Genomic DNA, 26804 nt, shown 5'->3' with positions numbered 1-26804 from the left:
CCGCATTGAGGCTGTCTCGGTTTTGTTTCAATATTTCTTCAAATTGTCTCAACTTTCTATAATGTTGACACAATACGCCGATAGTGAACATTAAAGGATGTTTTTTAACTTATATTTGAAATAACCAACAAAGCCTCCCCCTTGTGAAGTACAGCTATTTGATAACCTTAATTATTTGCTGCCTTTTGAGTACGCACCTTAAGGCGCAACCTTATTACTTTACACACTACCAGGTTGAAAGCGGCTTATCAAACAACGCGGTAATATGCAGTATAATTGATAAAAAGGGGTTTATGTGGTTCGGCACCAAAGATGGCCTTAACCGTTTTGACGGCTATACTTTCAAAGTATTCAGAAATGACCTGGATGACAAAAGCAGCCTGGGCAATAACTTCATCTTTTCGCTATATGACGATCCTGACGGAATACTTTGGGTAGGCACTGAAAGGGGCTTATACAAGTATAACTATGATACTGAGAAATTTTCATTCCTGAAAAACAGTTCAACCAATTCGATACGCGCTATTGTAAAAGACGGGCAAAAAAACCTGTGGTTTATAGCCGGGCTTACACTTTTCAAATGTTTGCCCGATGGCTCAATTAAATCATACGCCGGGCGATTTGAAGCCACCACGCTTTGCCTGAGTGATGGTAACCTGTGGACAGGCACGCCTCAGGGCTTTTTAAACAGGTATAATCCGGGTAGCGATAGCTTCACCCCTTACAATGTTTTTAACCCCAAAATACCTGCTACAAGCAACTGGATAGAAAAAGTGCATAGTGACAGAGCAGGGCGCATACTGGTTGGCACATCAAACCAGGGTGTAAAGATTTTCAATACAAATAAGAACACATATATTGACCTGATCACCCATAAAGAGGATGGCACGGACATTTTCGCACGCGATTTTATAAGGCGATCAGCCGATGAGTTATGGATAGCCACCGAATCGGGCATATATATCTATAACGAAAAAACCAGGCAGTTTACTAATCTGCAAAAACAGTATAATAACCCCTACTCTATTTCAGACAACGCCATTTATACCCTTTGTAAAGACCGCGAGGGTGGCATTTGGGCTGGTACATACTTTGGCGGGGTTAATTACTATCCCACTCAATACACTTTTTTTGAGAAATTCTATCCGAAAGTAGGCGAAAACTCTATCAGTGGTAACGCGGTGCGTGAAATTTGCCGCGATGGACGTGGGAACCTATGGATAGGCACTGAAGATGCGGGTCTGAACAAACTCGACCTGCGCAGCGGACAGTTCACCAATTACCTGCCCTGTGAAGGACGCGGCAGCATTACTAATACCAACATACATGGCTTACTGGTATCGGGCAATTACCTTTGGATTGGCACTTTTGAACATGGCCTTGATGTAATGGACCTGCGTACCGAAAAGGTGGTGCGTCATTATAATGCCGGCCCGGCCCCTAATCAGTTTAAAAGCAATTTTATATACTGCACGCTTAAAACAAGCAAAGGCAAAATTCTTTTGGGCACCGCGGTTGGTTTATATATGTATAACGAAAAGTCGGATGATTTTACTTTAATGGAACAAACACCTGGCTATGCTTTTCATACCATGCTGATTGAAGACAGTAACGGCACCATTTGGGCGGGCACCTTTCGCGACGGGGTATATTACTTTAATTTGCAAACAGGCGTTAAAGGCTATATCAATCATGACCCTTCGGTAAAAACCGACCTCAGCATGAACCGTGTTACAGGCATACTTGAAGGCAGCGACCATTATATATGGATAACCAGTGAATCGGGGCTTTTTAAATATGACCCTGTAAACAAGAAGCTAAAGCAATTTACTGTAAAAGAAGGCCTGCCCGGCGACCTGCTGTACAGCGTACTTGAGGACGACAACAAACAGCTATGGATAAGCTCGTCAAAAGGCCTGATATGCTTTAACATGACAACCGAAAAAGTAGTAACCTATACCAAATCAAACGGTTTACTTAATGATCAGTTTAACTACAACTCGGCTTATAAAGACACGAACGGCAACATGTATTTTGGCAGTGTTAAGGGGCTGGTAAACTTTAATCCTTCAAAGTTTGTGCGTAATACTTTTATACCACCGGTTTATATAACGGGTTTTCAGGTGCATAATAATGAGTTGAGGGTCGACAAAAATAACTCGCCCTTAAAAGAGTCGATCATCTCTACCAAACATATAACACTTGATTACCGCAGTTCTTCTTTTAGCATTGATTTTTCGGCCCTTAGCTACACCTCTCCCAATACCATTGAATATGCATATAAAATGGAAGGGCTCGACGAGCAGTGGACATACATTAAAGCTAACCGGAAAGCTTACTTTACTGAATTACCTCCCGGGAAATACACATTTAAAGTAAAGGCCGCCAACAGCAGCGGCGTTTGGAACACCGGTGTAACAACGCTTACCATACAAATAAGGCCGCCGTTCTGGAAGAGTGAAATAGCTTATCTCCTGTACACTTTGGCAGCCGCCGGATGTATATTTTACATCATCCGCAGGTATAAGCAAAAACTACAGGCCGAACACGATCATCAGCGCGAAATATTTGAGAACGAAAAAGAAAAGGAGATTTATCAGGCTAAAATTGAATTTTTTACCAATGTAGCGCATGAGATTCGCACTCCGCTTACCTTAATTAAGGCGCCAATGGAAAAGGTGGTTAAACGTGCCGCTGAAGTACCTGATATTGAAAAGAACCTGCGGATTATGGAAAAAAATACCGACAGGCTGCTAACCCTTACCAACCAATTGCTTGATTTCAGGCGGACAGAATCAAAAGGGTTTTCGCTAAACTTTGTTAAGGCTGATATAACCGAACTGCTTCGCGAAATATGGATAAACTTTCAGCCCGCGGCTGAGCGACGTAGCATTAACTACAAACTGCTGATGCCTGAAAGGCCTTTCTTTGCCTATATCGATCCGGAAGCGCTTACCAAGGTGGTGAGTAACCTGCTGGATAACGCTATAAAGTATGGCCGCTCGGAAGTGTCTATTGAACTGATGCCCGTAAAGCGGCATGATAAAAGCTTCAAAATTGAAGTGCGCAACAACGGCAAGCCCCTGCCATCAGAACTTCATGAACTGATTTTTGAGCCATTTTTCCGTGTAAAAGATCACGAGAAGAAAACCGGAACGGGTATTGGCCTCTCAATTTCCCGGGCGCTTACCGAATTACATAACGGCAGGCTGGAAATTTGCGAACCTCGAAACGGATTTAATATCTTTGTTATAACCCTCCCTATACACCAATTATTCGAATTTAACCTTAACGGCAAATGGAAAAAACTTTAACTGCTGTACATGTGCATAAACCACACGACAGCGAAACGGATAAACCTGTAATTTTGCTGATTGACGACAACGAGGAGATACTTGATTTCCTGTCGGACGACCTGAGTGATAAATACATCGTACTAACCGCGACTAGCGCCAGCATAGCGCTTGATATTTTACACGAACAAATAGTACAGCTTGTGATAAGCGATGTAATGATGGATGGCATGGATGGTTTTGAACTTTGCCAGGTTATCAAATCAAGTTTTGAACTTGCCCACGTCCCTGTGATACTGTTAACCGCTAAAAATTCGCTGCAATCAAAAATTGAGGGCCTTGAACAGGGCGCTGATGCTTATATAGAAAAACCTTTTTCTCCCGAATATTTACAGGCGCAGGTAGCTAGCCTGTTAAAGAACCGTGACAAGATAAAACAGTATTTTGCAAACTCACCGCTAGTGCATATTAAAACTATTGCCCATTCACGTCATGATGAACTTTTCCTGGAGAAACTGAATGATTTGATATTAGTAAATCTGAATAACAAGGAACTTAGTGTTGAGCATCTGGCTGATATGATGAACATGAGTCGCCCTACGCTGTACCGAAAGATCAAATCGATATCAGATATGACGCCAAACGAGCTGATCAATCTGGCAAGGTTGAAAAAAGCCGCCGAGCTGCTTAACGAAGAGGAATTGAAGATATATGAAATATCCGACCTTGTTGGCTACAGCTCACAAACGCATTTCGGAAGAAACTTTTTGAAGCAGTTCGGCATGTCACCGTCTGATTATATAATGCATCGTCCGCAGCGCAACGAGGGCTGATTTTATCAAAGCTATAAATAACTTATTATCGCATTTATACGTAAAGGTGTTTCTACATATCTTTACGCATTATGCGGTATTTTTTTGTTCTGTTAAACTTTCTTGCTGTTGTGGCATTCGCCCAGCAGCGGCCTCAACTGCCAAACCTTAAAACCACGCCCGATAGCCGCAAGGTACAGGCCTATATAACCATCAGCAAAGCGTTTGAAGCATCACAACCTGATTCGGCGGTGCATTATGCCAATGAAGGGATGCGCTTTGCCGAAAAGCGTAAAGACCAAAACGGCCAGGCTCAACTGCTGCTACGATTAGGGAACATAAATGCAACACACCGGCATACCGATCTTGCGCGGCGTTTTTATAACGAATCGCTCACCATGTTCAGGCGACTGCGTGACGCCGAAGGCGTAGCACGTACATACGACGCACTGGGCTTGCTTGACGGTACTGAAAAAAATTTGCCGGCTGCTACACAAAACCTGCACGAGGCATTAAAGCTTTATAAAAACAAGCGTGACAGCAGTGGTATTATTGAAACCTATGAAGGTCTTGGTCGCGTGTATGCTCAAAAAGGGGATACAGAAAAAGCCTTGAGTTATTATTTAAGGGCGCTTGATTATTACCATCACCATAAAACAAAACCTGAGGCTTATTTTGTATTGCTCGAGAATATCAGCAACATCTATCAAAAAAAGGGCAACACTGCTGCGGCTATGCACTATCTTAAAGAAGGTTTGGATAACAGCAAGCAACAGGCGTTGCGCGATACCGAACCACATCTACTGAACGAAGAAGGTAAAGTATTTGAACAAACACATGATCAACTGAAAGCGTTGTCTGCCTATAAAGAAGCCTTTGCCGAAGCCAAACGGTATAAACAACCCGAAGAGCAGGCACAGGCGCTTATCAACATAGCCGCCTTGCTGAAAAAGCAGGATACCAAAACCAGCCTTAGCGATCTTAAACTCGCCTTGAACATTGCCAAAGGCTTAAAACAGCCGCAACTCGAGGCAAACATTTATAAGGCTATGGCCGGCGTTTATCAGCAGGAAAAAAATTACCGCGAGGCCATGGAGGCATTAGAAGAGCAGCACCGATTGCTTGACAGCCTTCTGCAGGCCGACACCGCTAAAGACATAGCCTCCCTCGACAGCAGTTACGCGCTTGAAAGCTCACGCGAGAAAATAGGCAACCTTGAAGACATCAACCGTAAAGAAAGAACCGAGCTAATATTGGGACTGATCATATTAGTAATTGTTATTATAATGCTGATTGGCCTGGTGGTGTATTTGCGTAAAATAAAAAGGCTTAATGAGGAACTACGTAACTCTAATCGCATAAAAGACACATTATTCTCGGTTATCGGTCATGACCTGAAAGGCCCTGCAGGTAGCGCAGCACAGTTGTTTGAGCTGATGGAAACCGAGGAATTTACCGAAGAAGAACTGCGCGGCATGATTGCCGAACTGCGCAAGCAAACCACTGCTTCGCTGGAATTGCTGAAAGCCCTGTTTGAATGGGGCAAGGCGCAGTTGCAGGGCATAAAAGTTAATCCATCAGACTTTGACCCCAAACCGGTGATAGCCCGTACCATACATTTGTTATCGGCACAAGCGGCACAAAAAAACATTAGCATAGACGAAAAAATAGCCGAATACCTGTTGATACATGCCGACGCCGATCATTTTGAATTTATTATACGCAATCTGCTGTCAAACGCTATAAAGTTTACTTACAACGGCGGCTCGATACAGCTGGCTGCCAACCTGGTTACTGATAAAAAGGAAGTGGTTTTTTCGGTAAGTGACAGCGGCATTGGTATAAGCAAGGCACAACAACAGGTGTTTCTATCCGGAAACCTGAACGTAAGTTTCGGTACGGCAAAAGAAAAAGGAAGCGGACTCGGACTAATGCTGACAAAAGATTTTATAAAAGCTAATAACGGCCGCATCTGGCTGGAAAGCCAGGAAGGCACAGGCACTACTTTCTATGTAGCCCTGCCGGTTGGATAGCGAAATATACTTGCCCAGCTTACATACCGCGTCGGCTTAACTCGTCACGTATGCCTGCGCATTTCTCATACTGCTCGGTAACAATATTTTCCTGTAGCATATTTTCCAGCTGGGTTATTGAGTAGTTTACATATTCTATTGATGCGGCAGTTAATGCCGAAAGCGGGATAACTGTACCGTCATGGCTGTACAATCCCCAGTTTGGGTTACGTTCGTTTAAATTCATGGGACTGTAAGATAGCGAAACCCGGCGATAGCTGCAAGCTATAGAAAGTGTACTTTTGTTAAAAAACTAAAATCAGGTTTGTACTCAAAAGACGAAGCATCACATATCAGGCAATCTTTCTGGACCACCTTTGGCCAGTATATGGCGCCGCAGCCATCTGCCGAGGGGGTAAAAGTGAACTGGATAAACTACCGCACAGGCATAAAGCACTTGTATTTTCGCATGAGTACCGATAACCGCTCGGCAACAATAGCCATTGAATATACCCAGTGGGATGAAGGCATCCGTGCCCTGTTTTTTGAGCAGCTTGAAACATTTAAAACATTATTCACCGCTCACATGGGTGAAGAATGGGACTGGCAACCCAACTATACCGACGACTACGGCAAAACCATTTGCCGGGTAAGCTTCACCCTCCGCGAAGCCAGCATTTTTAACCGCAACGACTGGCCTCGACTTATCACTTTTTTTAAAGAACGCATCACCTTGCTCGACGAATTCTGGAGCACCGCGCAGTACAGTTTCGAGCTGTTCAAATAATCCGAGAACCGCTTCCTGATTGTAACAATGCTATTTTACTATCAACAAAGTTACACCCGCACTTGTCATCAACGCCTTTTAAAGCCCGATTTTTGCACGATGACTTTTATGACAAGATGGATAACGTGTATCAGTTTGATAATACTATTTTCAACAGCCGCGATGGCGCAATCACCCGGCAAAATTACTGGCAAACTTATTGACGCCGCTACAAAACAGCCAGTTGAATTTGCAACTATAGCCCTGTTTACAAAGGCTGATAATCAACCCGCCAAAGCCGCCCAAAGCGATTTAGACGGTAATTTTACCCTGGCAGACATCCCCGAAGGAAGCTACTCGCTGCGCGTGACATTTGTTAGCTACAAAACCTATACAAACGAGAACATTGTAATCAGTTCAGCAAAAAGTACATATAACCTGGGCGCCATATCTTTAGCCAGCGCTACAAGCGCGCTTAAAGAAGTGGTAGTAACTGCACAGCGCAGCACCATACAGCTTGGAGTTGATAAGAAGGTTTTTAGTGTAGATCAAAGTCTGGTGAGCCAGGGCGGATCAGCGACCGACCTTTTGACCAACGTGCCATCGGTACAGGTGGATGTTGACGGTAATGTGAGTCTGCGCGGTTCGAACAATGTGCGTGTGCTGATCAACGGCAAACCTTCGGCGCTAACAGGTAGCAATATTACCGACATTTTGCAATCCATCCCCGCCAGTTCTATCGAGAACATTGAGGTGATAACCAATCCTTCATCTAAATACGATCCTGAAGGGCAGTCGGGTATTATCAACATCATCTTGAAAAAGAATGCCCGTTTAGGCTTCAGCTGCTCGGCTTCGGCCACAGCCGGTAATCAGGATAATTACAACGGCAACCTCAGTCTGGGGTATCAAACCGAAAAATTTAACATTTACACCAATTACAGCTACCGCAAGGGCGGCCGTATTGGCAACGGCTACAACAACCGGCAAACGTTTATTAATGCCGATACGCTTTTCCAAAATCAGCAGTCGGATCAAAGTTTTGTATTTAACTCGCACAACGTACGCGCTGGTATCGATTATAATCTTGCCGAAAAAACAACGCTTAGCCTGTCGGGAAATATCAACACCCGTCAGCGCACACGTTTCCAAACCGGAACAACCAATCAGTTTGAGGATCCAAACACCATACTTCAGCAAACCCGTCAGGACAACCGCAGCTCCAGCGACGGTACTAACCTCGACCTGAACCTCGATTTCGAGCATAAGTTTAAAAATCCGCAGGAAGTACTTACAGCCAACATTGGCTACTCAACAGGTGATGATGACGACCTTGATTACCTGCGCACTTATTATAATAACTACGGACTGCCGCCGACACAGTTTTTTCAAAATAACACTACTAAAGATATTGAACGCGGATGGAACCTTCAGGCCGATTATGTACTGCCCTTTGCCGACAAAAAAGGCCGCTTTGAAGCCGGTTACCGCAGCACCCTGAACAAGAACGATAATGATTACCTTGTTGACACGCTGAATACATCGGGATTGTTTACCCGCGACCTCACGCAAACCAACCGCTTTATTTACAACGAGTACGTACATGCCCTGTATGCCAACTATCAGCGCGAGTTTGGTAATTTCAGCATACAGGCCGGTTTGAGGCTTGAGGATGCCAACATTCGTACTACGCTGATTGACAGCACAAACAACAACCTGCAAAACAAGCAGGACTATTTCAGGGTGTACCCAAGCATTTTTCTGAGCCAGAAAATTAGCGATGCACAAACCTTACAATTGAGCTACACCCGCCGTGTAAGTCGTCCTCGTGAGCGGCAGCTATCGCCGTTTTTGGACAGAAGCGACCCGTTTAACTACCAGCAGGGAACACCTGACCTGAAGCCGGAAGACACGCATTCGTTCGAGCTGAGCTATATCAACTACTGGAAAAAGCTTACGCTAACTTCGTCGTTGTACTACAGGCTTACCAATAACAATTTCCAACGTATCAGCATAGCGCTTGACAGTACCCGCACGCTTACCCGCTTCGAAAATGTGAAAAGCGCCCGCAACGCCGGTTATGAGTTGATAGCCAAAATGAACTTTACAAATAATTTCGACCTGACAGGTAACGTGAATATTTATCACCGCCAGATTGATGGTGACCCCTCTTTCGGACTTGAAGAAACTTCGGGCTATGCCTGGAACGCCAACATTACCGGCAACTACAAACCTATCGATAAGTTGGGCATACAGTTAAGGTACGATTACCAGGGACCGCAGGTAATAGCGCAAGGTAAAATGAAGGCCATGTACGGCTTTGATGCAGGTATAAAATACGATGTAACCAAGCAACTCAGCTTAAGCGCCAACGCCCGCGACGTGTTCAACACCCGCCGTTTCAGCTCAGAGATATACAATTACGCAGGCGCTTATCCGTATTACCAATTCTCGTCGAGGCGGTTTTCAACCCGCATAGTAAGCTTTACCCTCTCCTACCGTTTCGGCTCAACAGGGCAAAAAAAGCAGGAAAAGAAACGCAGCGACAACGAGCAGGAGAACCAAAGCACAGTCCCTGATGAAGGGGGTATGCGGTAAGTTGTTTATTAACCATAGTGAATTAAGAGTTTGTTTGGATTAAAACCGAATCTGCCTATTGTAACTGATATCTGAAGGAGCATATGTGTGCAGCATAACCATAAGGTATTCCCTTAAAGTATGCTGCACACTAAAATAGAAATATGTTACTTAATTGTAATTAAAATCGAAACTATACCCGCTTTACAGTTTATTATAGTTATATTTAAAAAAATCGCCCATAAAGTGGCCTTTCTTTCGCCTTAGGCATTGCCCGTCTTCCATCAAGGTAATATTTAAGCTTCCGAGTTACTTAACAATATTACCATGAAACAGCATAGCTTCACCAAGTACTATCGTGTTTTTAAACATGATACCCATGTAACAGAAATTTCGGTTAACGATTTTTTGCCTGTGACACCTCAATGCTTTAAAAGAGGATGGTATACTCACAGGCCCATTGATGAATTTTCCAGCATTCCTTCGCACGCTTATACACTACCTGTTGACGCCGAGATGTTTTGTGGTTACACAGATAAAATAAAGGCCATGGAAAAAGCTAAAGCCGGCGCTTTAAATTATATTAACCTGATGATTAAGGAAGTTGAAACCGGGATTAATAAGCTAAAACAATACCGTAACGACCATTACGACGAACTCAATATAAACCTTACCGATGCCAGCATACGCCGGCTTGAAAAAGAAATGAATATTAAATAAATATGTATGAGTAAAAATAAAGGGACCAAAGAGTCAAAAAAAGCGCCTGCTGCAAATGGTGTAAAAAAAGAGAAATCAGACTACCAGTTGGGCAAAGGCACAACCTCAGGTAGTGATACTACATTTATTAAAAAGAAATGATATGGACAATAAAACATTAGAGTACCAGGCAAAAGTTTACATGTATGATTTGGGCAATTGCGCCAAAGAATACGGATTTAAAACCGACGATTTATGGGAATTAAGCTTAACTACTGCCGATGAGAAAGTATTGATGGAAAAAAAATATATGCCGTTACTGTCTGTTAAGGCGTTACCCGAGATGCTGTCGGAACTTGGCCGTGTTGTAAAAGAAAAACTAATACAGGCCAAAACCGGTATTGAAAAACAACTTAACCCTCGCAACATACCAAGCAGCGAACTTGTGTATCTTATTGCTTACAACCCTAAAAGAACACGTTAAATAGCCCTTAAAAGTTATTTATTAAAGCGGTAAACCGATGTTTGCCGCTTTTTTTTGCTCTTTATTTTAAAAAAAATGTTTTAATAACGCATATCTATTTAAACTTATATCTTCAGGTATGAACAAACACCTTATCCTGATCATACTTTTTATTGCCGGCCTTGTTGCATCAGCAATAAATCCTCATGATTATTTCACCTGGATACTTGAAGTATCGCCCGCTATAGTTGGTTTTATAGTGCTGTTAATCACCTATAACAGGTTTAAGTTTAGTTATTTTACTTACGTGATGATATTGGTGCATTGCTATATTTTGATTATTGGCGGGCATTATACTTATGCTGAGGTACCTGCTTTTAACTGGATAAAGGAAGCGTTTCACCAATCGCGCAACAATTATGATAAAGTTGGTCACTTTGCGCAAGGCTTTGTACCGGCGTTTATTGCGCGCGAGCTTCTGCTGCAAAACCAAGTGGTGCAAAAGCGGGGCTGGCTGGCTTTTATTACCGTTTGCATATGTATGAGTATTAGCGTAGCTTATGAGTTTATCGAGTGGCTGGTGTCAATACTCAGCGGTTCATCTGGCGATTCATTTTTAGGCACACAAGGTTATGTTTGGGATACACAATCGGATATGTTATACGCTACTATCGGCGCTATATGCATGGTTGTTTTGTTTTCCGGCGTGCATGATAAGCAAATTAAAAAGCATTCACCGTCTTGAAGTTTTTTGAAGATGGTGCCATAACTGTGACAGTGTTGACTGGTGTTGACTGGTGTTGACGGTGTTGACCGTGTTGACGGGTGTTGACGGTGTTTACTCTGTTGACGTCAACACCCTGCTATTTCGCTTAAAATGATTATCTTTCGGCAAGAAACGGCAATATAACCGCGGTTATGTGCGTTTTTTTATTTTCAACCCTAAAAATTTTAACAGTTTATGAAATTTGTAAAAGCATTTCTTGTTCCGCTGGCCTTAGCCGCCGCTGTAGCTGCGTTGCCATCGTGCAAAGCGAAAAAAGCTGTGGCTGCCCCGCCGCCGCCAAAACCGGTAGTAAAACAAACGCCGCCACCTCCGCCGCCGTCAAAACCGGCCGAAGAAAAACCGGCACCGCCGCCACCGGCACCTGCTCCGCCAAATTATAACTTCAGCAACATACAATTTGAGTTTAACTCGGGCATATTGAAAACCGACTCGTACCCGCTGCTTGACAAGGCTGTGGCTGAGATGAAGAAAGACCTGTCGGTTAAGTTTGTATTGGGCGGTCACTCCTCAGCCGAAGGCAGCGCGCAGCACAATATGGAACTGTCTGTTGAACGTGCCAACTCGGTAAAAACTTACCTGGTTAACAGCGGCATAAACGGCGACAATTTAACCGTACAAGGCTACGGCGAAACCAAGCCGCTAAACAGCAATACCGACGAAGCCAGCCGCGCCAAAAACCGTCGTGTTGAGATCAAAAAGCAGTAATTGCAAATTAGCATAACAAAAGAGGCCGCCGTTTGGGTGGCCTCTTTTGTTATGCCAGTTGCACCATCAGCCATACATCTTCCATTTTTTCCTGGTAAAATTCAATGCCAATACTGCCCGATTTTACACCTGGTTGCTGCAAAAGTTCGGCAAATATGTTCCCTATCTGATGCTCGTTACCCTGCCATTGAAATACAGTGTACATATAACTTCCTTTAGGGATGAGGTACTCTTTCAGTCCAAGTTTTTGTGCCTCGCCGGGTTCTAAAGCTTCGGCACATGCCTTGTAACGCAACTTGCCGTTTATCATCTCACTTACGCCATACACATGGCGCTTTTTAATGCGGCCGGCCCTTTCCTCTAATGTATAATAAGCGTCTTTAATGCCGTTTGGAAAATCGGCTTCAACACATACTGTTTGAATGTCTTCTTTAAACTCGAACTGTTTGGTTTCCATGGTTTATAAATTTAGTAAAATTTGTAAACAGCAGTCGTAAGTACAAAGTGCGAAATGGCCATTTACAGGGTGTATTTGCGACAGATATACGCATCAGCATAATATACGCCGCATAAAAGCCAATTTGCACATTTTTATTAAACCTTTTGCTGCCTTATTTAGCGTATCCAATTGTACCTTGATGATTAAGCGATTTTTAGCAGCTTCAGTTGCACTTGCCATGATATTAATGTTGCTGCAGGCCTGCAGTACAGAAAAGAAAGCGTTGCAGCACAATGGCGAAGTAATTTACCATGTTTGCCAGCGCAGCTTTTATGACAGTAATGGCGACCCGAACGGCGACCTCAAAGGTTTACGCGATAAACTTGATTACCTGCAGGACCTGGGCGTTACCTCAATATTGCTGCTGCCTTTATATGAGTCAGTTTATCATCATAATTACTTTGCCAGCGATTTTAAAAAGATCGACCCGGAATTTGGTACTACTGCAGATTACCTTGCACTGGTGAAAGATGTTCACAGCCGCGGCATGAAGCTTTACATAGACATGGAAACGCAGTACGTAACCCAAGAGCACGAATGGTATAAAGACTCATACAAGCATCCGGGTTCAAAATACAGCGACTACATTTTGTATGATGATTCGGCGCAAACCAAGCCATCAACTATAGTTTTTGGGCTGAACGGCCTGAAAGGTTTTGACGGCGTGTATCAAAACATCACAACAGTTAATTTGAAAAGCCCTAAAGTGCTCGAATATAATTATGAGCTGTTTAAATACTTCGCCGACCCAAATAATGACGGTAAGTTTGACGACGGCGTTGACGGCTTCAGGCTTGACCATGCCATGGATACGCTTGACCTGAAACCACAACTTCCAGGGTTATTCAAATCGTTCTGCAAACCGCTGTTAACCCGCCTTAAAGCAGTTAATCCGAAACTTTCCTTTGTTGCCGAACAAGCTAACTGGGCATCATTCGGAATAAATTATATGACCGATGCCAACGTTGACCGTGTATTTAACTTCAGGCTGGCATTTGCGATACGAAATTTTAAGCGTGATGAAATTACTGCCATGGCCGACTCGATGTACCGCCTTACTCCAGCAGAGCGGCAGCAGATAGTATTTATTGAAAATCATGATATGCCTCGCTTTGCGCAAATAGTGAAGAAGGATGTGGCTAAAGAGAAAGTCGGCGCCGCGCTTAATATTCTTATTGGCGGTATCACCTCAATTTATTACGGGCAGGAAATAGGCATGTTCAGCGGTGATAAGCCCGACGGAGTGTACGGCCCGACAGACGCTAACGGCATTCCTCTGCGCGAAGCGTTTGAATGGTACGAAGGTGAAACCGGCAAAGGCATGGCCCTGTGGTATAAAGATACCGGCCCCTGGTGGACAGACAGGAACATGAAACCCAATGACGGCGTATCGTACCAAGAGCAAAAGAACAACCCGAGCTCGCTGTGGAATTTTTATAAAACTGTTATCGGCTTAAGAAGAACACATAGCGCACTTGCAAACGGCAAGTACCAAACCTTGCCAAACAACAGCAAACAGGTAGTTACCTTTTTAAGGTATGATAAAGATGAAGCGGTACTGGTAGCTGTTAATTTATCAGCTGAGAAACAAAGCATTATAGTTAATACGCAAAACACACTAATTAATAGCAAAGAATTAAATAGCTTGATTTATAAAGCTGATATTAAAATAAATAATAATTCAGTAAGCTTTGATATGCCTGCTTATGGTGTGCACGTGTTTCAGGCAAAGCAGTAAGATGTAAAAGTTTTTATAAAACAATAAGCCCCCGGTTACACGAGGCATTGGCAATTTTTTTGTTTATTGTTGCAAGTTGTTACAAGGCAGATGGCTACAAGTTCTTTATCGGCTGTAAAGCTTTTTTGGTTTACCATAACAGCAAATACTTGTTAAGTGTGTTCTGTACTTTTTTATGGCTTACATCAATTTTTCCGCGCACGGTTTCCTGGTACAGCAGTTCGTTTTGTTCGGTATAAAATTTAAAAATCTTTATTTTGGGCCTTTTCTTATTGCTTTCAACTACCCAGTGTCCTTTTGAAGCTGGAGAATTTGTTGAACTTACTTGCTGATCTTGCGCAAGGCCTCATGCAAGGCTTACAGCTACCAGCATCAGGATGATTGTATCCTTATAAAAATCGACGCGTTTTTATGCCTACAGCCTTGAGGTCAACGGGCATGAACTTCCCATTGGCCGTAATTATAAGCAAGACGTACAGAAGAAGCTGAAAGCCGAACAGTTGTTTTTTTGAACAGAATGAAATGAGTATATTTAGTCGTGGAAATCCTTATCACTATATTATACGTTTTAATACTTTGCATATTATTTTTTGTCGCAGCCCCTTTTATTGTGCTAACGCATGAATTAGGACATGCTGTAGCTTATTTTATTTTAACAAAGCCTGATACTATTGACATTTACGTAGGATCATACAGTGATTCGAACGGACCAAAAATCAGGATTGGAAAGTTGACAATATATTTTAAATTTTCTTTTCCGATAATGTCAAATAAAGGATTGTGCTGCAGTAGCAAACAGGAAACAAATTATATTAAGTGGATTATTATATTAATTGCAGGTTCAATAAGTAGTTTACTGTTAGCTTGTATAATAGCATGGTTTGTCTTTAATTATGATCTGCATGGATTATCCAAATTATTTAGCCTGGTATTAATAGGTTACTCTATTCTAGCTATGATAACCAGCCTATTTCAATCATCGCCAACAAATAATGAATGTGAGTATTACAATGATGGTGAAAATATACTTTTAGCTTTAAAGCTTAAAAATAAGCTATCGGTTTTAAAAGAGATACCAGAACTAATAGCAAACAATAACTATAAGGATGCTATAGCTAATATAAAAATTGTATTAAAATCCGCTCCTGATTATGTTGAATACCACAGGTTACTTGTACAAGTGCTACTTTGGGATAAAGAATTCAATAAGGCAAAAAATCATCTTAATGTAATTGCATCACATTTCACATTAAAGCCAACAGATTACGCAACATTGGGGTATGTTAATTCGATGCTTCAAAACAAGCAATTTGCCATTGAAAATTACGAACTATGCCTAAAGTATGACCCTACAAATGTTATTTGTTTAAATAATGTAGGACTTGAATACACTGAGACAAACAGATATAAAGAGGCAGAAAAATATTTAAAATTCGCAATTGACATACAACCTGATTTTTGGTCGGCTTATGCAATACTTGGCTACTGCAAAATACTTCAAAATCAGTTAGATGAAGGCAAAGCACTGATTGAAAAGTCTATCAGTATGGACACAATGTATTCTTACGCTTACAAAGCACTTGGATTGTACTATATCAAAACAGGCGATACATTGGAAGCAAAAAAACAGCTTGACAAAGCACGCGAAATTGATAACACAATAAATTTAGATTTTCCTGATAGCAGTTACTAATTACCAAACGGCGGCAGGCCTTTCAGCTGCCTGAACAGCGGCATATCCATACGATCTATAACCGATTGATGAAAGTTTTTGCAGTAATATACTTGTAGATGCAATTCATCCACACCGTTACGTATAATGGCTATATCGTGTAACGGTGTAACCGTATCGAAAAATGGTTTTACATCACGTTCAACACTGGCTGGGTCTCGCTGTACAATCATGATAGCGTCCTTGCCTAGAAGTTTATTCGGGTCAACAAGGAAAGCCATGTTACGAGGGTCTGGACTAAAGCATACTACATCCTTACGGCCTTTCAGTGCCCAGTCGGCTTTACCTGTTAGCCACCAGCGGGTGCTTCCTACAAAGATATTTTTGTTTTTTAACCAGCTCTCTTTTTCAAAGCGGGCATTGATGTCTTCATAATCAATGCCTTGTATGGTAGGGTCATCAACATCACCATGCTGGCTTACTATCCACTTCGGCCCATAACTTTGCCAGAAACCCGTTACCATATGCAGACTAAGCACACCTATAGTGATCACCGTAAAACAGGTTGAAAAACGTATCCAACGGCGGATTGAACGTTGCTTTTTAAACTCGCCGCCAAGCTGTTGATCAATAGCAAACCCTAACGGCATAAACAGCATCATGTAACCCGGCGCCTGCCAGTGAAAGTGATATTGCAGGTCGGCCCAAAGGGTTACAACTGTAAAGAACACAATGGGTAAAACAGCCGTCCAAAACACAAAACTGTATGGCAGCGAGCTATTTCGTAGCTTAAATGATTTGGCAAATTGTACCACCAGAGGTACCCATATCCAAGGCAGCATCCACAAGGCCTGCCCACCTATACTGCGCAGAAACCAGTCGGGATGCAGGCTAAACTTTGTGCCACCGCCGGCTCTTGAGCCTTGGAATACAAATGATGCCCAATTATTATGAGCATTCCACCAGATGACCGGGAAAGCCAGTATAAGCGTTATAATTACCGCAAGGTACGGCCCCGGGTGGCGCAACCAATGTCGCTGATCTTTATTAGCGATAACATACAAAAACACACCCGCAAATAGAAACAAAACATGGTATTTACTCAAAGTAGCAAAGCCCATGAGTACGCCAATGAGTATCCATTTACCATACGCATTTTTAGCGACAGTACTATCACCTTTACTTACACCCATCACTTGTGCTATGTAGTAAGCAGCAGCCATCCAAAAAAACATAAGCGGCGCATCAGGCTGAAACCAAAATGCTACAGAGACGGTAAACAAGGCGCTAAGGTTCATTACCACAACCGCCCAAAAGCCTGCTGCGGCATTAAATAACTTCCGCGTTAGCAAAAACAAAAACCAGCTGGTACCTGCAAACAGTAATACCGCCGGAAAACGCAGCGCAAAAGTTGTGAGCCCGAACACTTTTATACTCGCCCAGCTAAGCCAAAAAAATAATGGCGGCTGATCAAAATAGCTCCACTCGAGGGTAAGAGCGCCCCTGAAATAATATGACTCGCCGATACCTAAACCTGTATAAGCGGCTAACAAAAGGCGTACAACAAAAGTTATGGCAATTAAAATGAGCGTATTTGCCGCAGCGTTTTGCTCAGTAATCTTTTTCATGTCGGGATGCAATTATTGCTTCGCGAAAGTAAATATTATTTTTAACCCTCGTTATAACGATTAATTATGTTTAGTCCACAGTTAAGTTAAGAATAAACGCTATCATCTTTCATAATAAATACAGCCATGCCTTTTGGCCCGTGCGCACCAAGTACCAGCGATTGTTCAATATCTGCGGTTTTTGAGGGGCCTGCAATAAATGCTCCGTAGCTGTAGGTGCTATCGCCTATACGGCGATAGGCGTCGTGCATGGTGGGCAGTATATCGTTTTGTTTTATAATGATAGCAAGGCGCTGGCAAATAAAAGGCAGCGAGCGGTACTCCATCAAATCGCCGGTGATCCAAATCGCGCCGTTTTCCGCTACGCCGAAATGCCCTTTTATTACAGCCCATTCAACATCAGCAAACTGGTGGCCTGATGACCCTTCTATGGCAACACAATCTGTAAGCGCTTTTACATCAGGTATAGGACTATAGATGCGCCCATGATCAGGATAATTGTCTCTTAGTATTGATAGTAGTTCCTGATAATCATCAACATAATATACGCCACCGCCTATTGCGTTCAGTATCTCGGTAAATTTTTCTGCAGCACCATCCTCGCCCTGTTCAAATACAGCAACATCAGGTAGCTTAACTTGTGGTGGTTTATTAGCTTTAACTCTGCTTAAAATCTGATCCCTGCTACTCATTTAATTCTTTTTTTTGCGGTTATCATTATACCATTCTCTGAATGATTGCTTTGGCGCTTCGGGCATATCGCGTTGTTTGTACCAGGGATTTAATGCATTATTTACCGCGAAGGGCGCATATTTTATCACCATACGCCCAGCCTTGCCTGCCAGCCGGTAAGCTGTGGGCGAAGCCAACGTGGTGCTCATGATCTTCATAGCGGCTGTTTTGGTTTTAGGGGTGTATCCGGCTTTTACCAATACCTGACGCCATTTATAAAGCTGATCATGTATGTCAATCTTTACCGGGCACACGTTTGAACACGATCCGCAAAGGGTTGACGCAAATGGCAGGTCGGCATATCTTTCCATGTTAAGGTTAGGGGCCAGTATTGAGCCTATCGGCCCGGCTATGGCGTTATGATAACTATGCCCGCCGCTGCGACGGTAAACCGGGCAGGTATTCATACATGCTCCGCACCGTATGCATTTTAATGAGTTGCGAAACTCTTCGCGGCCTAACTGTGTACTGCGGCCATTATCAACCAGTATAATATGCATTTCTTTACCCGGCTGCGGACTTTTAAAATGACTTGAGTATGTGGTGATAGGCTGACCGGTAGCACTGCGGGTTAGTATCCGTAAAAAAACGCCCAAATGCTTTCGCTGCGGTATCAGCTTCTCTATACCCATACTGGCAATGTGTATATCGGCAAGGTGCGCGCCCATATCGGCATTACCTTCATTGGTGCACACTACTATTTCACCTGTTTCAGCAACTGCAAAGTTTACACCTGTAAGCGCTGCTTTCCGGGTTAAAAATACTTCACGTAAGTGGTGCCGGGCAGTATTGGTTAAAAACTGCGGATCGGCATTACCGGCCGGGGTGCCTAAGTGCTCATGAAACAAGTCGCCAATCTCTTCTTTCTTTTTATGAATACACGGCAAAACAATATGGCTTGGCGGTTCTTTTGCCAGCTGTACAATACGTTCACCCAAATCGGAATCTATTACTTCAATGCCGTGTTCGGCCAGGTATTCGTTTAACCCGCATTCTTCGGTAAGCATCGATTTACTTTTTACCATACGGGTTATCCTTTTTTTAGTAAGCAATTGATGAACTATCCTGTTATGCTCAGCCGCGTCTGCTGCCCAGTGTACGGTAACACCATTACCCATGGCGTTCACCTCAAACTGCTGCAAGTAGGTATCCAAGTTTGCCAATACATTATGCTTTATTTTTGAAGCTGTTTCCCGAAGGGCTTCCCATTCAGGCAGGCCGTGTACGGCTTTATCTCTTTTGGCACGTATCCACCACAGTGTTTCATCATGCCAGTTTACCCTTTGTGTATCTTTATTAAACGCGCCGGCCAGTTGCGCATGGTCTTTTCCTGTTACGTTCATAACTGCGCGTTTAATATTTCTGCAATGTGTATCACTTTTACTTTGCTGTCGCGACGTTTGAGTATGCCTTCCATATGCATCAGGCACGACATATCTACTCCGGTAATGTATTCGGCGCCATGTTCAAGATGATCTTCTACACGGTCTTGTCCCATTTTAGCTGATACGGCTTCTTCAGTTACACAAAAAGTGCCGCCAAAACCGCAGCATTCATCCTTACGGCTCAGTGGTATCAAATCAATATCCTTAACCATCCCTAAAAGCTTGCCGGGTTTTGAAAACTGAGGCGCTACCAACTCAGTCATTTGCGACAGGTGTAACCCGCGCTGACCGTGGCAGCTTTGATGCATACCCACCCTGTAAGGAAAACGTGAATCAAGGCTTTCAACCTTTAAAATATCAGTTAAAAACGAGGTGAGTTCAAATACTTTATGGGCAATGTCCCTTGCTTTGACGGGCGCCTCGTCGCTGCGCAGATGTTCGCGTACATGCAACACGCAACTGCCTGATGGGGCGACTATATAATCGAACCCGTCAAAATTCTTCATAAACAACTCATTACAACCGCCGGTTAAATGTTCGTAACCTGAGTTGGCCATGGGCTGTCCGCAGCAGGTTTGGTTTATGGGGAATTGTACAGCAACACCAAGCTTTTCAAGCAACTCCAGCGTCGCTATGGCTGCATTGGGAAAAAACTGATCAACATAACAGGGAATAAATAACCCGACTCTCATTTTGTATTAAATTACTTTAATAAGCAGCTGGAAATTTACACTGTTAATGAGCTAACAGCAACAGCAAGCCTTGCTTATTATTAAGTAAAATTAACATCCGGGTAAACAACTACCGTCATCAGCTATCTTTAGGGTTGTTTTTATGAGGAATGGGGCATGTTATTTAATAAACTTTACCGTGCGCCCGCCACGCCCTGCATTGTTAAATACTTTAAAGTTAATGTTTTCACTGTCGGTTATATCGCCGGTAAATTCTTTGCTGTTAACGGTTGGCTCGCTGCCATCGGTAGTATAGCGCAGTTTGAAACCGGGTAACTGAACATTTGCTTTCACCTGCCCGTTCTCGCTTGTAAAGCCTGCCGTTGGTATACGGTAATTAAAGCCACCGGCATATTTGTCCAGTCGCGGTAGTTCAACCTTGCCAATACGGGTTACAAAAACCGACCATGCTTTGTTGTACAATTCTGTGCTTTTAGCAGTATCAGCTTCGGTAGTCCAAGCAGGGTCGGGCGCCCAGGCACGCTCGGCAACGCCCAGCACTTTGGGTAGCAGGAGATATTCAAACCTTTCAGGGCTGATAATTATTTCGCTCCACAAAGGCGATTGTATGCCGACGATATTACTGCGACCCATTTCGGTAAGCTGCACCTTTCCATTAAAATGCCCTGCAGGCAAAGATTTGCCCTGTTCGTTCTCGGTTTGGTTTTTATAGAAGTTGTACGGGATGAATGAAAATGGTTTATTTACATCAACGAACCCACCCCAGTATTGGCCGATCTCGTCAAAGCTTTGATTATAGGCCAAATCAAGGTACATATTAGTAACGTTAGTCAACACTACCTTGTAGCCCGCATTTGCCAGTTTATAAGCAAGGTCTTCATTGCCTGCAAGGTTGTTCCATACATCGGCATGAAAGTTTTCACCGGCAAAGCGCGGATCCAAAACCATAGTTTTGCGGTTGTTTACTACCGCTTTCTTCAAGCCTATCTCTTCCCAGCCTGAAAGGTATAAGCCTTTTGATTTTAGCATGGCATTTATGTTAGCAAAATAATAATGCCATATTTCATCTACGTTTTTAACCGATGTATCCTGTTTGATAAGCTCCTTTACCGCAGGAGATTTCTCCCAAACCCCGCCGGGTACTTCGTCTCCGCCAAAGTGGATGGTTTGCAGCGGTGCGCCGGCCGTTTTGTACATGGCTATCAATTCGTCGGTAACCTTTTCAAAGAACCTATAAACCGAAGGTACTGCAGGATTGATCACGTTATCACTAAATCCCTGTACCGAACGATATTCCGATTTGTCATTAAGATCGCGCAGCAAATATTCCTCGGCTTCGGCCTTTTTGCCTTCTTTCATCAGCCGTTCGTACCGTGCGTTCATTGATTTTATGGCCGCACGGGCGTGACCTGGTGTTTCTATTTCCGGAATAATTTTTATATGCCTTGCTGTGGCGTATTTCAGTATCTCTATATAATCTTGCGTGGTAAAAAAGCCGTTGCTGGCTGACGTGCCTGTGGCTCCGGAGCCATATGATGGAAGTACCCCTGCTACCTCGGTCGGATCATGCACACGTTTAGCCCCTGTTTGGGTAAGTTCGGGCAGGCCGGGTATTTCTATTCGCCAGCCTTCATCATCAGTAAGGTGCATGTGCAGCACATTAAATTTGTAAAGCGACAGCAGGTCGATCAGCTTCAACACTTCGGCTTTTTGCTGAAAATTACGCGCAACATCCATCATAAATGCGCGGTGCTCAAATCTTGGCGCGTCGACGATTTCCATGCAAGGCAAAACGATAAAGTTTTGTTTGGCTGCCCAGGCATTTGGTGGCAACAGGCTTTTTAACGATTGTATGCCGTAAAATATTCCTGCATTGGTAGCCGCGCTGATGATGATCTTGCCGGGTTGCACCCTTAGCTCATATCCCTCGGCAGATGATACAGGCTTTTTTTGTAATACTATGATATTGTCGGTAGCGGTAAGGCTCATTGTTGGCGAGGCCACCAATACCTTTCCCAGTTCGGCCGAAAGGTAATTAGCTTCCGCAACAAAAGCTGGATTATTAATAATCTTAACAGAGCCGCTTATCCCGAATGAACCGCTGGTACGCTTATAGTTTACCGGAGTAGGAAATACCGGCGGGATTTCTTTTTCATTAACTTCTGTTATAATACTGTTCTGCGTATAAATTTTAGCAGCAACATCTTTATTGATTTGATCTTCATTAAGCGAAATCTTTATGGTAGCGCTTAAGGGAATGCCTTTGTTCGGATCCTTATCAAATACAAGGTAAAAACCTTTCGGATAATCGGTAATGTTCTTGATTGTTGATAAGGCGTCTGATGTAATACTATCACCCGGCGCAAGCTGCTTAAAATCTTTACCGGCATATAAAGAAAAGTGGTCACCGTTTATACGGTCAATCATTATATTTTTATCATTACCCGCATTATGCGGACCGCCATCGTTCAGCCGGATGCTCCAGCCCTTTGCCGGGATAGTCGTTGTACCGGTGTTAACCAGCGTTATGGTAGAAAGTGTCTGTGCGCCTTTTTTATAGTTGCGTTCCTTTATTTCCCAGGTGATTTTTAATTGCGACGGATCAAAAGGCTGCTGTACCTGTGCAAGTAAAGGTTTAGCGGTTATTAGCAGCAATAAGGTTAATAATTTTATATTTTTCATAAACTGTAACAGCAACGTAATTATAATATTTATGTCTTATTAAAGCAGGTTTAAATAAAAACATTGACATGTATTGTACAATAACGATACCATATGCGTGTATTTCGGTTATCTAATAATTAGAAACAATAGTGCTTTAAATAGGTTATTCACTACCTATTAACTCAAAACTAATAAAAAGGAACAGTTACTTTAAAATTTTTTTAAAAAGATTCTTTATTTTCCTAATTTTTTTAAATTTGATGAGAAGTTATAATATTTGAGCCTTTAAAAATTTTTAGGTTGTGTTCAACATAGTAATAACACATTATAACATTGTTACGTTGAACTAAAATATTTGATAAACTGATAAGTTACTTTTGTGCACCTCTTTGTATGTCAAGGATTTTTTAAACCTTACTATGTTCAATGCCAACAAAAAGACAGCTAAACTTTATGCTGACATCATCCAACAGTTATACTATGGAGAACAGTTGTCATGTGCCGAATTAAGCCTGCTTACTGATAAAAGTATTCCGCTGGTAACCAAGGCAGTTAATTATTTAATTGATGCCGGCTTTGTTGTTGAGCAGGGATATGCACCATCAAGCGGGGGGCGCAGACCATTAATGTATGCAGTGAAGCACGACAGGCTGTATGTGGTTACTGTAGCTATGGATCAGTTATCAACTCGTATTGGTATTATTGATCTTCTTAATAACTACGTATCACCTGTAGAAATCATTAGCCTTAAATTACAGGATAATCCCGATGCGCTTAATTCACTTACCGAATTAATTACGCGCCATATTGAAAATTCAGGCCTGGATAAAGAAAAAATTATAGGTATTGGTATTGGTATGCCGGGATTTGTAAATGTAAACGATGGCATCAATTATACGTATTTAGATGCGGGCGAAAAAACCTTAACACAGCATATTGAAGATATTGTAGGCCTGCCGGTTTACATTGATAACGATTCGAGCTTAATAGCTCTTTCTGAACTTAAATTTGGCGTGGCCAAATCGATTAAAGACGTTATGGTGATCAATATTGGCTGGGGCATCGGCCTCGGGATGATCATCAATGGCAAAATATTCAGGGGTGAGAATGGGTTTGCAGGTGAGTTTAGTCACATTCCTATAACCGAAGACGGATCACTTTGTACCTGCGGCAAACAAGGGTGTCTTGAGGCTGAAGCATCATTGCTATCAGTTGCTGAAAAGGCAATCGAAGGGGTTAAAAACGGACAAGTAACCATACTGCAGCAATATATTGCCGAAGACAGTTCAAACCTGGCTGTAGGCAGCGCGTTAATGGAAGCGGCCAATAAAGGCGACCAATATGCAATTGAATTGCTTGCAGAGGCGGGTTACAAAATGGGGCGCGGGTTATCCATACTCATACATATACTAAATCCAAAGGCGATTGTGTTGAGCGGGCGCGGCGTGAAAGTTGCAAAGCTACTATTAGCACCTATACAGCAGGCATTAAATAAATACTGTATCCCGCGTTTGGCCAGCGGTACCGAAATTTTTATATCCGAGATAGGCTTCGATGCCGAACTTATAGGTTCGGCCATACTGGTAATGGAGAATTTCGGTCAACATCACGAGGAGTCTGTTACTTCCATCACATAATACGAACTTAATAATTTTTTTAATAAGTTTAATAATGATATAAATAAATGTTATTAAGTTTGCATTATTAACCAATCATCTATGTCACGTTTAAACTTACTTGAAGAAACCCGCTACGAACGCCTTCCGGTTACCGTATTTGATAACAAGAAATCTGCTGAAAAGAGTGTCGCGGCGCGTATAGCAGCGCTAATTAAATCGAAACAAGCCAATGGCGAAACAGCAGTACTTGGATTGGCAACCGGTGCTACGCCAATTGGTGTTTATAAAGAACTTGTTCGTTTACACAAAGAAGAAGGTTTAAGCTTTAAAAACGTAGTAACTTTTAACCTGGACGAATATTACCCCATGCAGCCTGATGCCGTACAAAGCTATGTCAGGTTCATGAAGGAGCAGTTATTTGACCATATTGATATATTACCCGAGAACATACACATACCAGATGGCACTCTACCCAAAGAAAAAGTTGTCGAATTTTGTCTGGCTTATGAGCAAAAGATAAGTGATGTTGGCGGCATCGATCTGCAGATACTGGGTATAGGGCGTACCGGCCACATCGGATTTAACGAACCGGGATCTGCGCCAAACTCAGGTACCCGTTTGGTTACCCTTGCCGATCTTACCCGCCGCGATGCTTCCTATGATTTTGGCGGAAAGGAAAACGTGCCAACCAAAGCCATCACCATGGGTGTAGGTACCATATTCAAAGCCCGCGAAGTTATCCTGATGGCCTGGAACCTGAAAAAAGCTGCTATAGTAAAACAAGCTGCCGAAGGTGAAATTTCATCAGACGTACCGGCAACCTATCTGCAATTGTCTGACAAGGCCGAATTTGTGCTTGATGCCGACGCCGCATCGGCACTTACCCGTTTTGACACGCCATGGTTGGTACGCGATTGCGTGTGGGATATCGCCCTGATAAAAAAAGCTGTGGTTTGGCTTTCGAAAACAACGGGCAAGCCGATATTAAAGCTTACCGAAGAAGATTACAACAACCATGGCATGGCCCAGCTGGCAACAGAAAAAGGCCCTGTGTATAATCTTAATATTGACATATTCAATAAACTTCAGCATACCATAACCGGCTGGCCGGGCGGCAAACCAAACGCCGACGACAGCCAGCGCCCCGAGCGCAGAGAACCTGCAAAAAAACGATCGATATTGTTTTCACCGCACCCTGATGATGATGTGATTTCAATGGGTGGCACGTTCATCCGCCTGGCCGATCAGGGTCACGAAGTGCACGTGGCCTACCAGACATCGGGCAATACGGCTGTTTGGGACGATGATGCGTTGCGCTTCCTTGAATTCGCTATTGATTTTAGCCGTGTACAAGGCGGAGATACCGCAAAGCTGGAAGCCGTGTATAATGAGGCAAGGCAGCACTTAGGTAACAAACTGCCCAATCAGCCTGATAATGATGCCATCCGTACGGTAAAAGGGCTGATCCGTAAGGGCGAAGCTATTGCCGGCGCTCGTTTTGCAGGCTTGCCTGATGAGCACATCCACTTTATGAACCTGCCGTTTTATGATGTGTTAAAAACAAGCGCGAAGACAGATTACGAAGCCGATATACAGCAAACTATGCAATTGTTGCAGCAGGTAAAACCGCACCAGGTGTTTGCTGCCGGCGACTTCGCTGATCCGCATGGTACGCATAAGGTTTGCTTTGATATTATACTAACAGCCCTGCAACGCCTGAAGGCTACTGAGGAGTGGGTAAAAGATTGCTGGCTGTGGTTGTACCGCGGCGCATGGCACGAGTTTGAGATACATGAGATACAAATGGCCGTACCCCTTTCGCCGCAGGAAGTGTTACGCAAGCGCCATGCTATTTTTAAACACCAGTCGCAAAAAGATACGCCTGTTTTCCCGGGTGACGACGCGCGTGAGTTTTGGGTACGTGCCGAACAACGTACCAGTGAAACTGCCCGTGAATACAATGCCCTCGGCCTGGCCGATTATGAGGCTATCGAGGCCTTTGTAAGGTGGAAGTTTTGATATTAATAAATTATCCATAAAACTTCAATATACAATTACAAT

At 43.1% G+C, this 26804-nt stretch carries 21 protein-coding genes; 14 read left to right on the top strand and 7 right to left on the bottom strand.

The features are described 5' to 3' along the window. Positions 1-185 precede the first annotated feature (185 nt). The 3 genes from EOD41_RS00345 (at position 186) to EOD41_RS00335 (ending at position 6138) form a co-directional block, all read left to right on the top strand. The gene (locus EOD41_RS00345) at positions 186-3314 is read left to right on the top strand and encodes a ligand-binding sensor domain-containing protein (protein ID WP_164849842.1); all 3129 of its coding nucleotides are present in this window, start codon (positions 186-188) and stop codon (positions 3312-3314) included. After that, entirely contained in the window at positions 3299-4126 is an 828-nt protein-coding gene (locus EOD41_RS00340; protein WP_127702801.1) for a response regulator transcription factor, read from the top strand. Before EOD41_RS00345 ends, EOD41_RS00340 begins: the two co-directional genes overlap by 16 nt. 71 nt (positions 4127-4197) lie before the next feature. Beyond that, entirely contained in the window at positions 4198-6138 is a 1941-nt protein-coding gene (locus tag EOD41_RS00335) for a tetratricopeptide repeat-containing sensor histidine kinase (RefSeq protein ID WP_127702800.1), read from the top strand. Between the two features lie 19 nt (positions 6139-6157). Here the strand turns inward: EOD41_RS00335 and EOD41_RS00330 are convergent, their stop codons facing one another. Further along, positions 6158-6364, bottom strand: a complete 207-nt coding sequence (locus tag EOD41_RS00330; protein ID WP_127702799.1) for a hypothetical protein — start codon at positions 6362-6364, stop codon at positions 6158-6160. Positions 6365-6442: 78 nt separating this feature from the next. Between EOD41_RS00330 and EOD41_RS00325 the strand changes: the two genes are divergently transcribed. The 7 genes from EOD41_RS00325 (at position 6443) to EOD41_RS00300 (ending at position 12114) form a co-directional block, all read left to right on the top strand. Beyond that, positions 6443-6904, top strand: coding sequence for a DUF4268 domain-containing protein (locus EOD41_RS00325; RefSeq protein ID WP_205780463.1), 462 nt, complete (start codon positions 6443-6445; stop codon positions 6902-6904). 162 nt (positions 6905-7066) lie between these two features. Next, on the top strand, positions 7067-9481 hold the full coding sequence (locus tag EOD41_RS00320) for a TonB-dependent receptor domain-containing protein (RefSeq protein ID WP_164849841.1): 2415 nt from the start codon (positions 7067-7069) through the stop codon (positions 9479-9481). 306 nt (positions 9482-9787) lie between these two features. Beyond that, positions 9788-10180, top strand: a complete 393-nt coding sequence (locus tag EOD41_RS00315; protein WP_127702797.1) for a hypothetical protein — start codon at positions 9788-9790, stop codon at positions 10178-10180. Positions 10181-10186: 6 nt separating this feature from the next. Beyond that, a complete protein-coding gene (locus tag EOD41_RS21130) occupies positions 10187-10321 on the top strand; it encodes a hypothetical protein (RefSeq protein ID WP_262707636.1) in 135 nt (44 codons plus the stop codon). 1 nt (position 10322) lies between these two features. Continuing rightward, positions 10323-10643 (top strand): hypothetical protein, encoded by a 321-nt coding sequence (locus EOD41_RS00310; RefSeq protein ID WP_127702796.1) that lies wholly within the window; start codon positions 10323-10325, stop codon positions 10641-10643. A gap of 118 nt (positions 10644-10761) precedes the next feature. Beyond that, the gene (locus EOD41_RS00305) at positions 10762-11367 is read left to right on the top strand and encodes a DUF2238 domain-containing protein (RefSeq protein WP_127702795.1); all 606 of its coding nucleotides are present in this window, start codon (positions 10762-10764) and stop codon (positions 11365-11367) included. 216 nt (positions 11368-11583) lie between these two features. After that, positions 11584-12114 carry an OmpA family protein gene (locus EOD41_RS00300; RefSeq protein ID WP_127702794.1) on the top strand — a complete coding sequence of 177 codons (531 nt, stop codon included), beginning with the start codon at positions 11584-11586 and terminating at the stop codon, positions 12112-12114. 49 nt (positions 12115-12163) lie between these two features. Here EOD41_RS00300 and EOD41_RS00295 read toward each other — a convergent pair whose 3' ends face one another. Then, positions 12164-12571, bottom strand: coding sequence for a hypothetical protein (locus tag EOD41_RS00295; RefSeq protein WP_127702793.1), 408 nt, complete (start codon positions 12569-12571; stop codon positions 12164-12166). 181 nt (positions 12572-12752) lie between these two features. Between EOD41_RS00295 and EOD41_RS00290 the strand changes: the two genes are divergently transcribed. Next, entirely contained in the window at positions 12753-14351 is a 1599-nt protein-coding gene (locus EOD41_RS00290; RefSeq protein WP_127702792.1) for an alpha-amylase family glycosyl hydrolase, read from the top strand. A gap of 538 nt (positions 14352-14889) precedes the next feature. Continuing rightward, positions 14890-16044 (top strand): tetratricopeptide repeat protein, encoded by a 1155-nt coding sequence (locus EOD41_RS00285; protein WP_127702791.1) that lies wholly within the window; start codon positions 14890-14892, stop codon positions 16042-16044. On the opposite strand, the gene EOD41_RS00280 is transcribed toward EOD41_RS00285, so the two are convergent. From EOD41_RS00280 to EOD41_RS00260, 5 genes are all read right to left on the bottom strand, one after another. Further along, the gene (locus EOD41_RS00280; protein WP_127702790.1) at positions 16041-17651 is read right to left on the bottom strand and encodes an ArnT family glycosyltransferase; all 1611 of its coding nucleotides are present in this window, start codon (positions 17649-17651) and stop codon (positions 16041-16043) included. The genes EOD41_RS00285 and EOD41_RS00280 overlap by 4 nt on opposite strands. A gap of 86 nt (positions 17652-17737) precedes the next feature. After that, positions 17738-18343: a LutC/YkgG family protein gene (locus EOD41_RS00275; protein WP_127702789.1), complete on the bottom strand. Its 606-nt coding sequence runs from the start codon at positions 18341-18343 to the stop codon at positions 17738-17740. Next, positions 18344-19726, bottom strand: a complete 1383-nt coding sequence (locus tag EOD41_RS00270) for a lactate utilization protein B (RefSeq protein WP_127702788.1) — start codon at positions 19724-19726, stop codon at positions 18344-18346. Next, positions 19723-20460, bottom strand: coding sequence for a (Fe-S)-binding protein (locus EOD41_RS00265; RefSeq protein WP_127702787.1), 738 nt, complete (start codon positions 20458-20460; stop codon positions 19723-19725). The genes EOD41_RS00270 and EOD41_RS00265 overlap by 4 nt, the downstream gene beginning before the upstream one ends. Positions 20461-20619: 159 nt before the next feature. Further along, the gene (locus tag EOD41_RS00260) at positions 20620-23142 is read right to left on the bottom strand and encodes a family 20 glycosylhydrolase (protein WP_127702786.1); all 2523 of its coding nucleotides are present in this window, start codon (positions 23140-23142) and stop codon (positions 20620-20622) included. A gap of 401 nt (positions 23143-23543) precedes the next feature. On the opposite strand from EOD41_RS00260, the gene EOD41_RS00255 reads away from it, so the two are divergent. Beyond that, the gene (locus EOD41_RS00255) at positions 23544-24761 is read left to right on the top strand and encodes an ROK family transcriptional regulator (RefSeq protein WP_127702785.1); all 1218 of its coding nucleotides are present in this window, start codon (positions 23544-23546) and stop codon (positions 24759-24761) included. Between the two features lie 81 nt (positions 24762-24842). Further along, positions 24843-26762, top strand: a complete 1920-nt coding sequence (gene nagB / locus EOD41_RS00250; RefSeq protein WP_127702784.1) for a glucosamine-6-phosphate deaminase — start codon at positions 24843-24845, stop codon at positions 26760-26762. Positions 26763-26804 lie beyond the last annotated feature (42 nt).

It is taken from the genome of Mucilaginibacter limnophilus (assembly GCF_004005815.1).
In the GTDB taxonomy this organism is placed as follows: Bacteria; Bacteroidota; Bacteroidia; order Sphingobacteriales; family Sphingobacteriaceae; genus Mucilaginibacter; species Mucilaginibacter limnophilus.
This window is presented reverse-complemented; position numbering and strand designations above follow the sequence as displayed.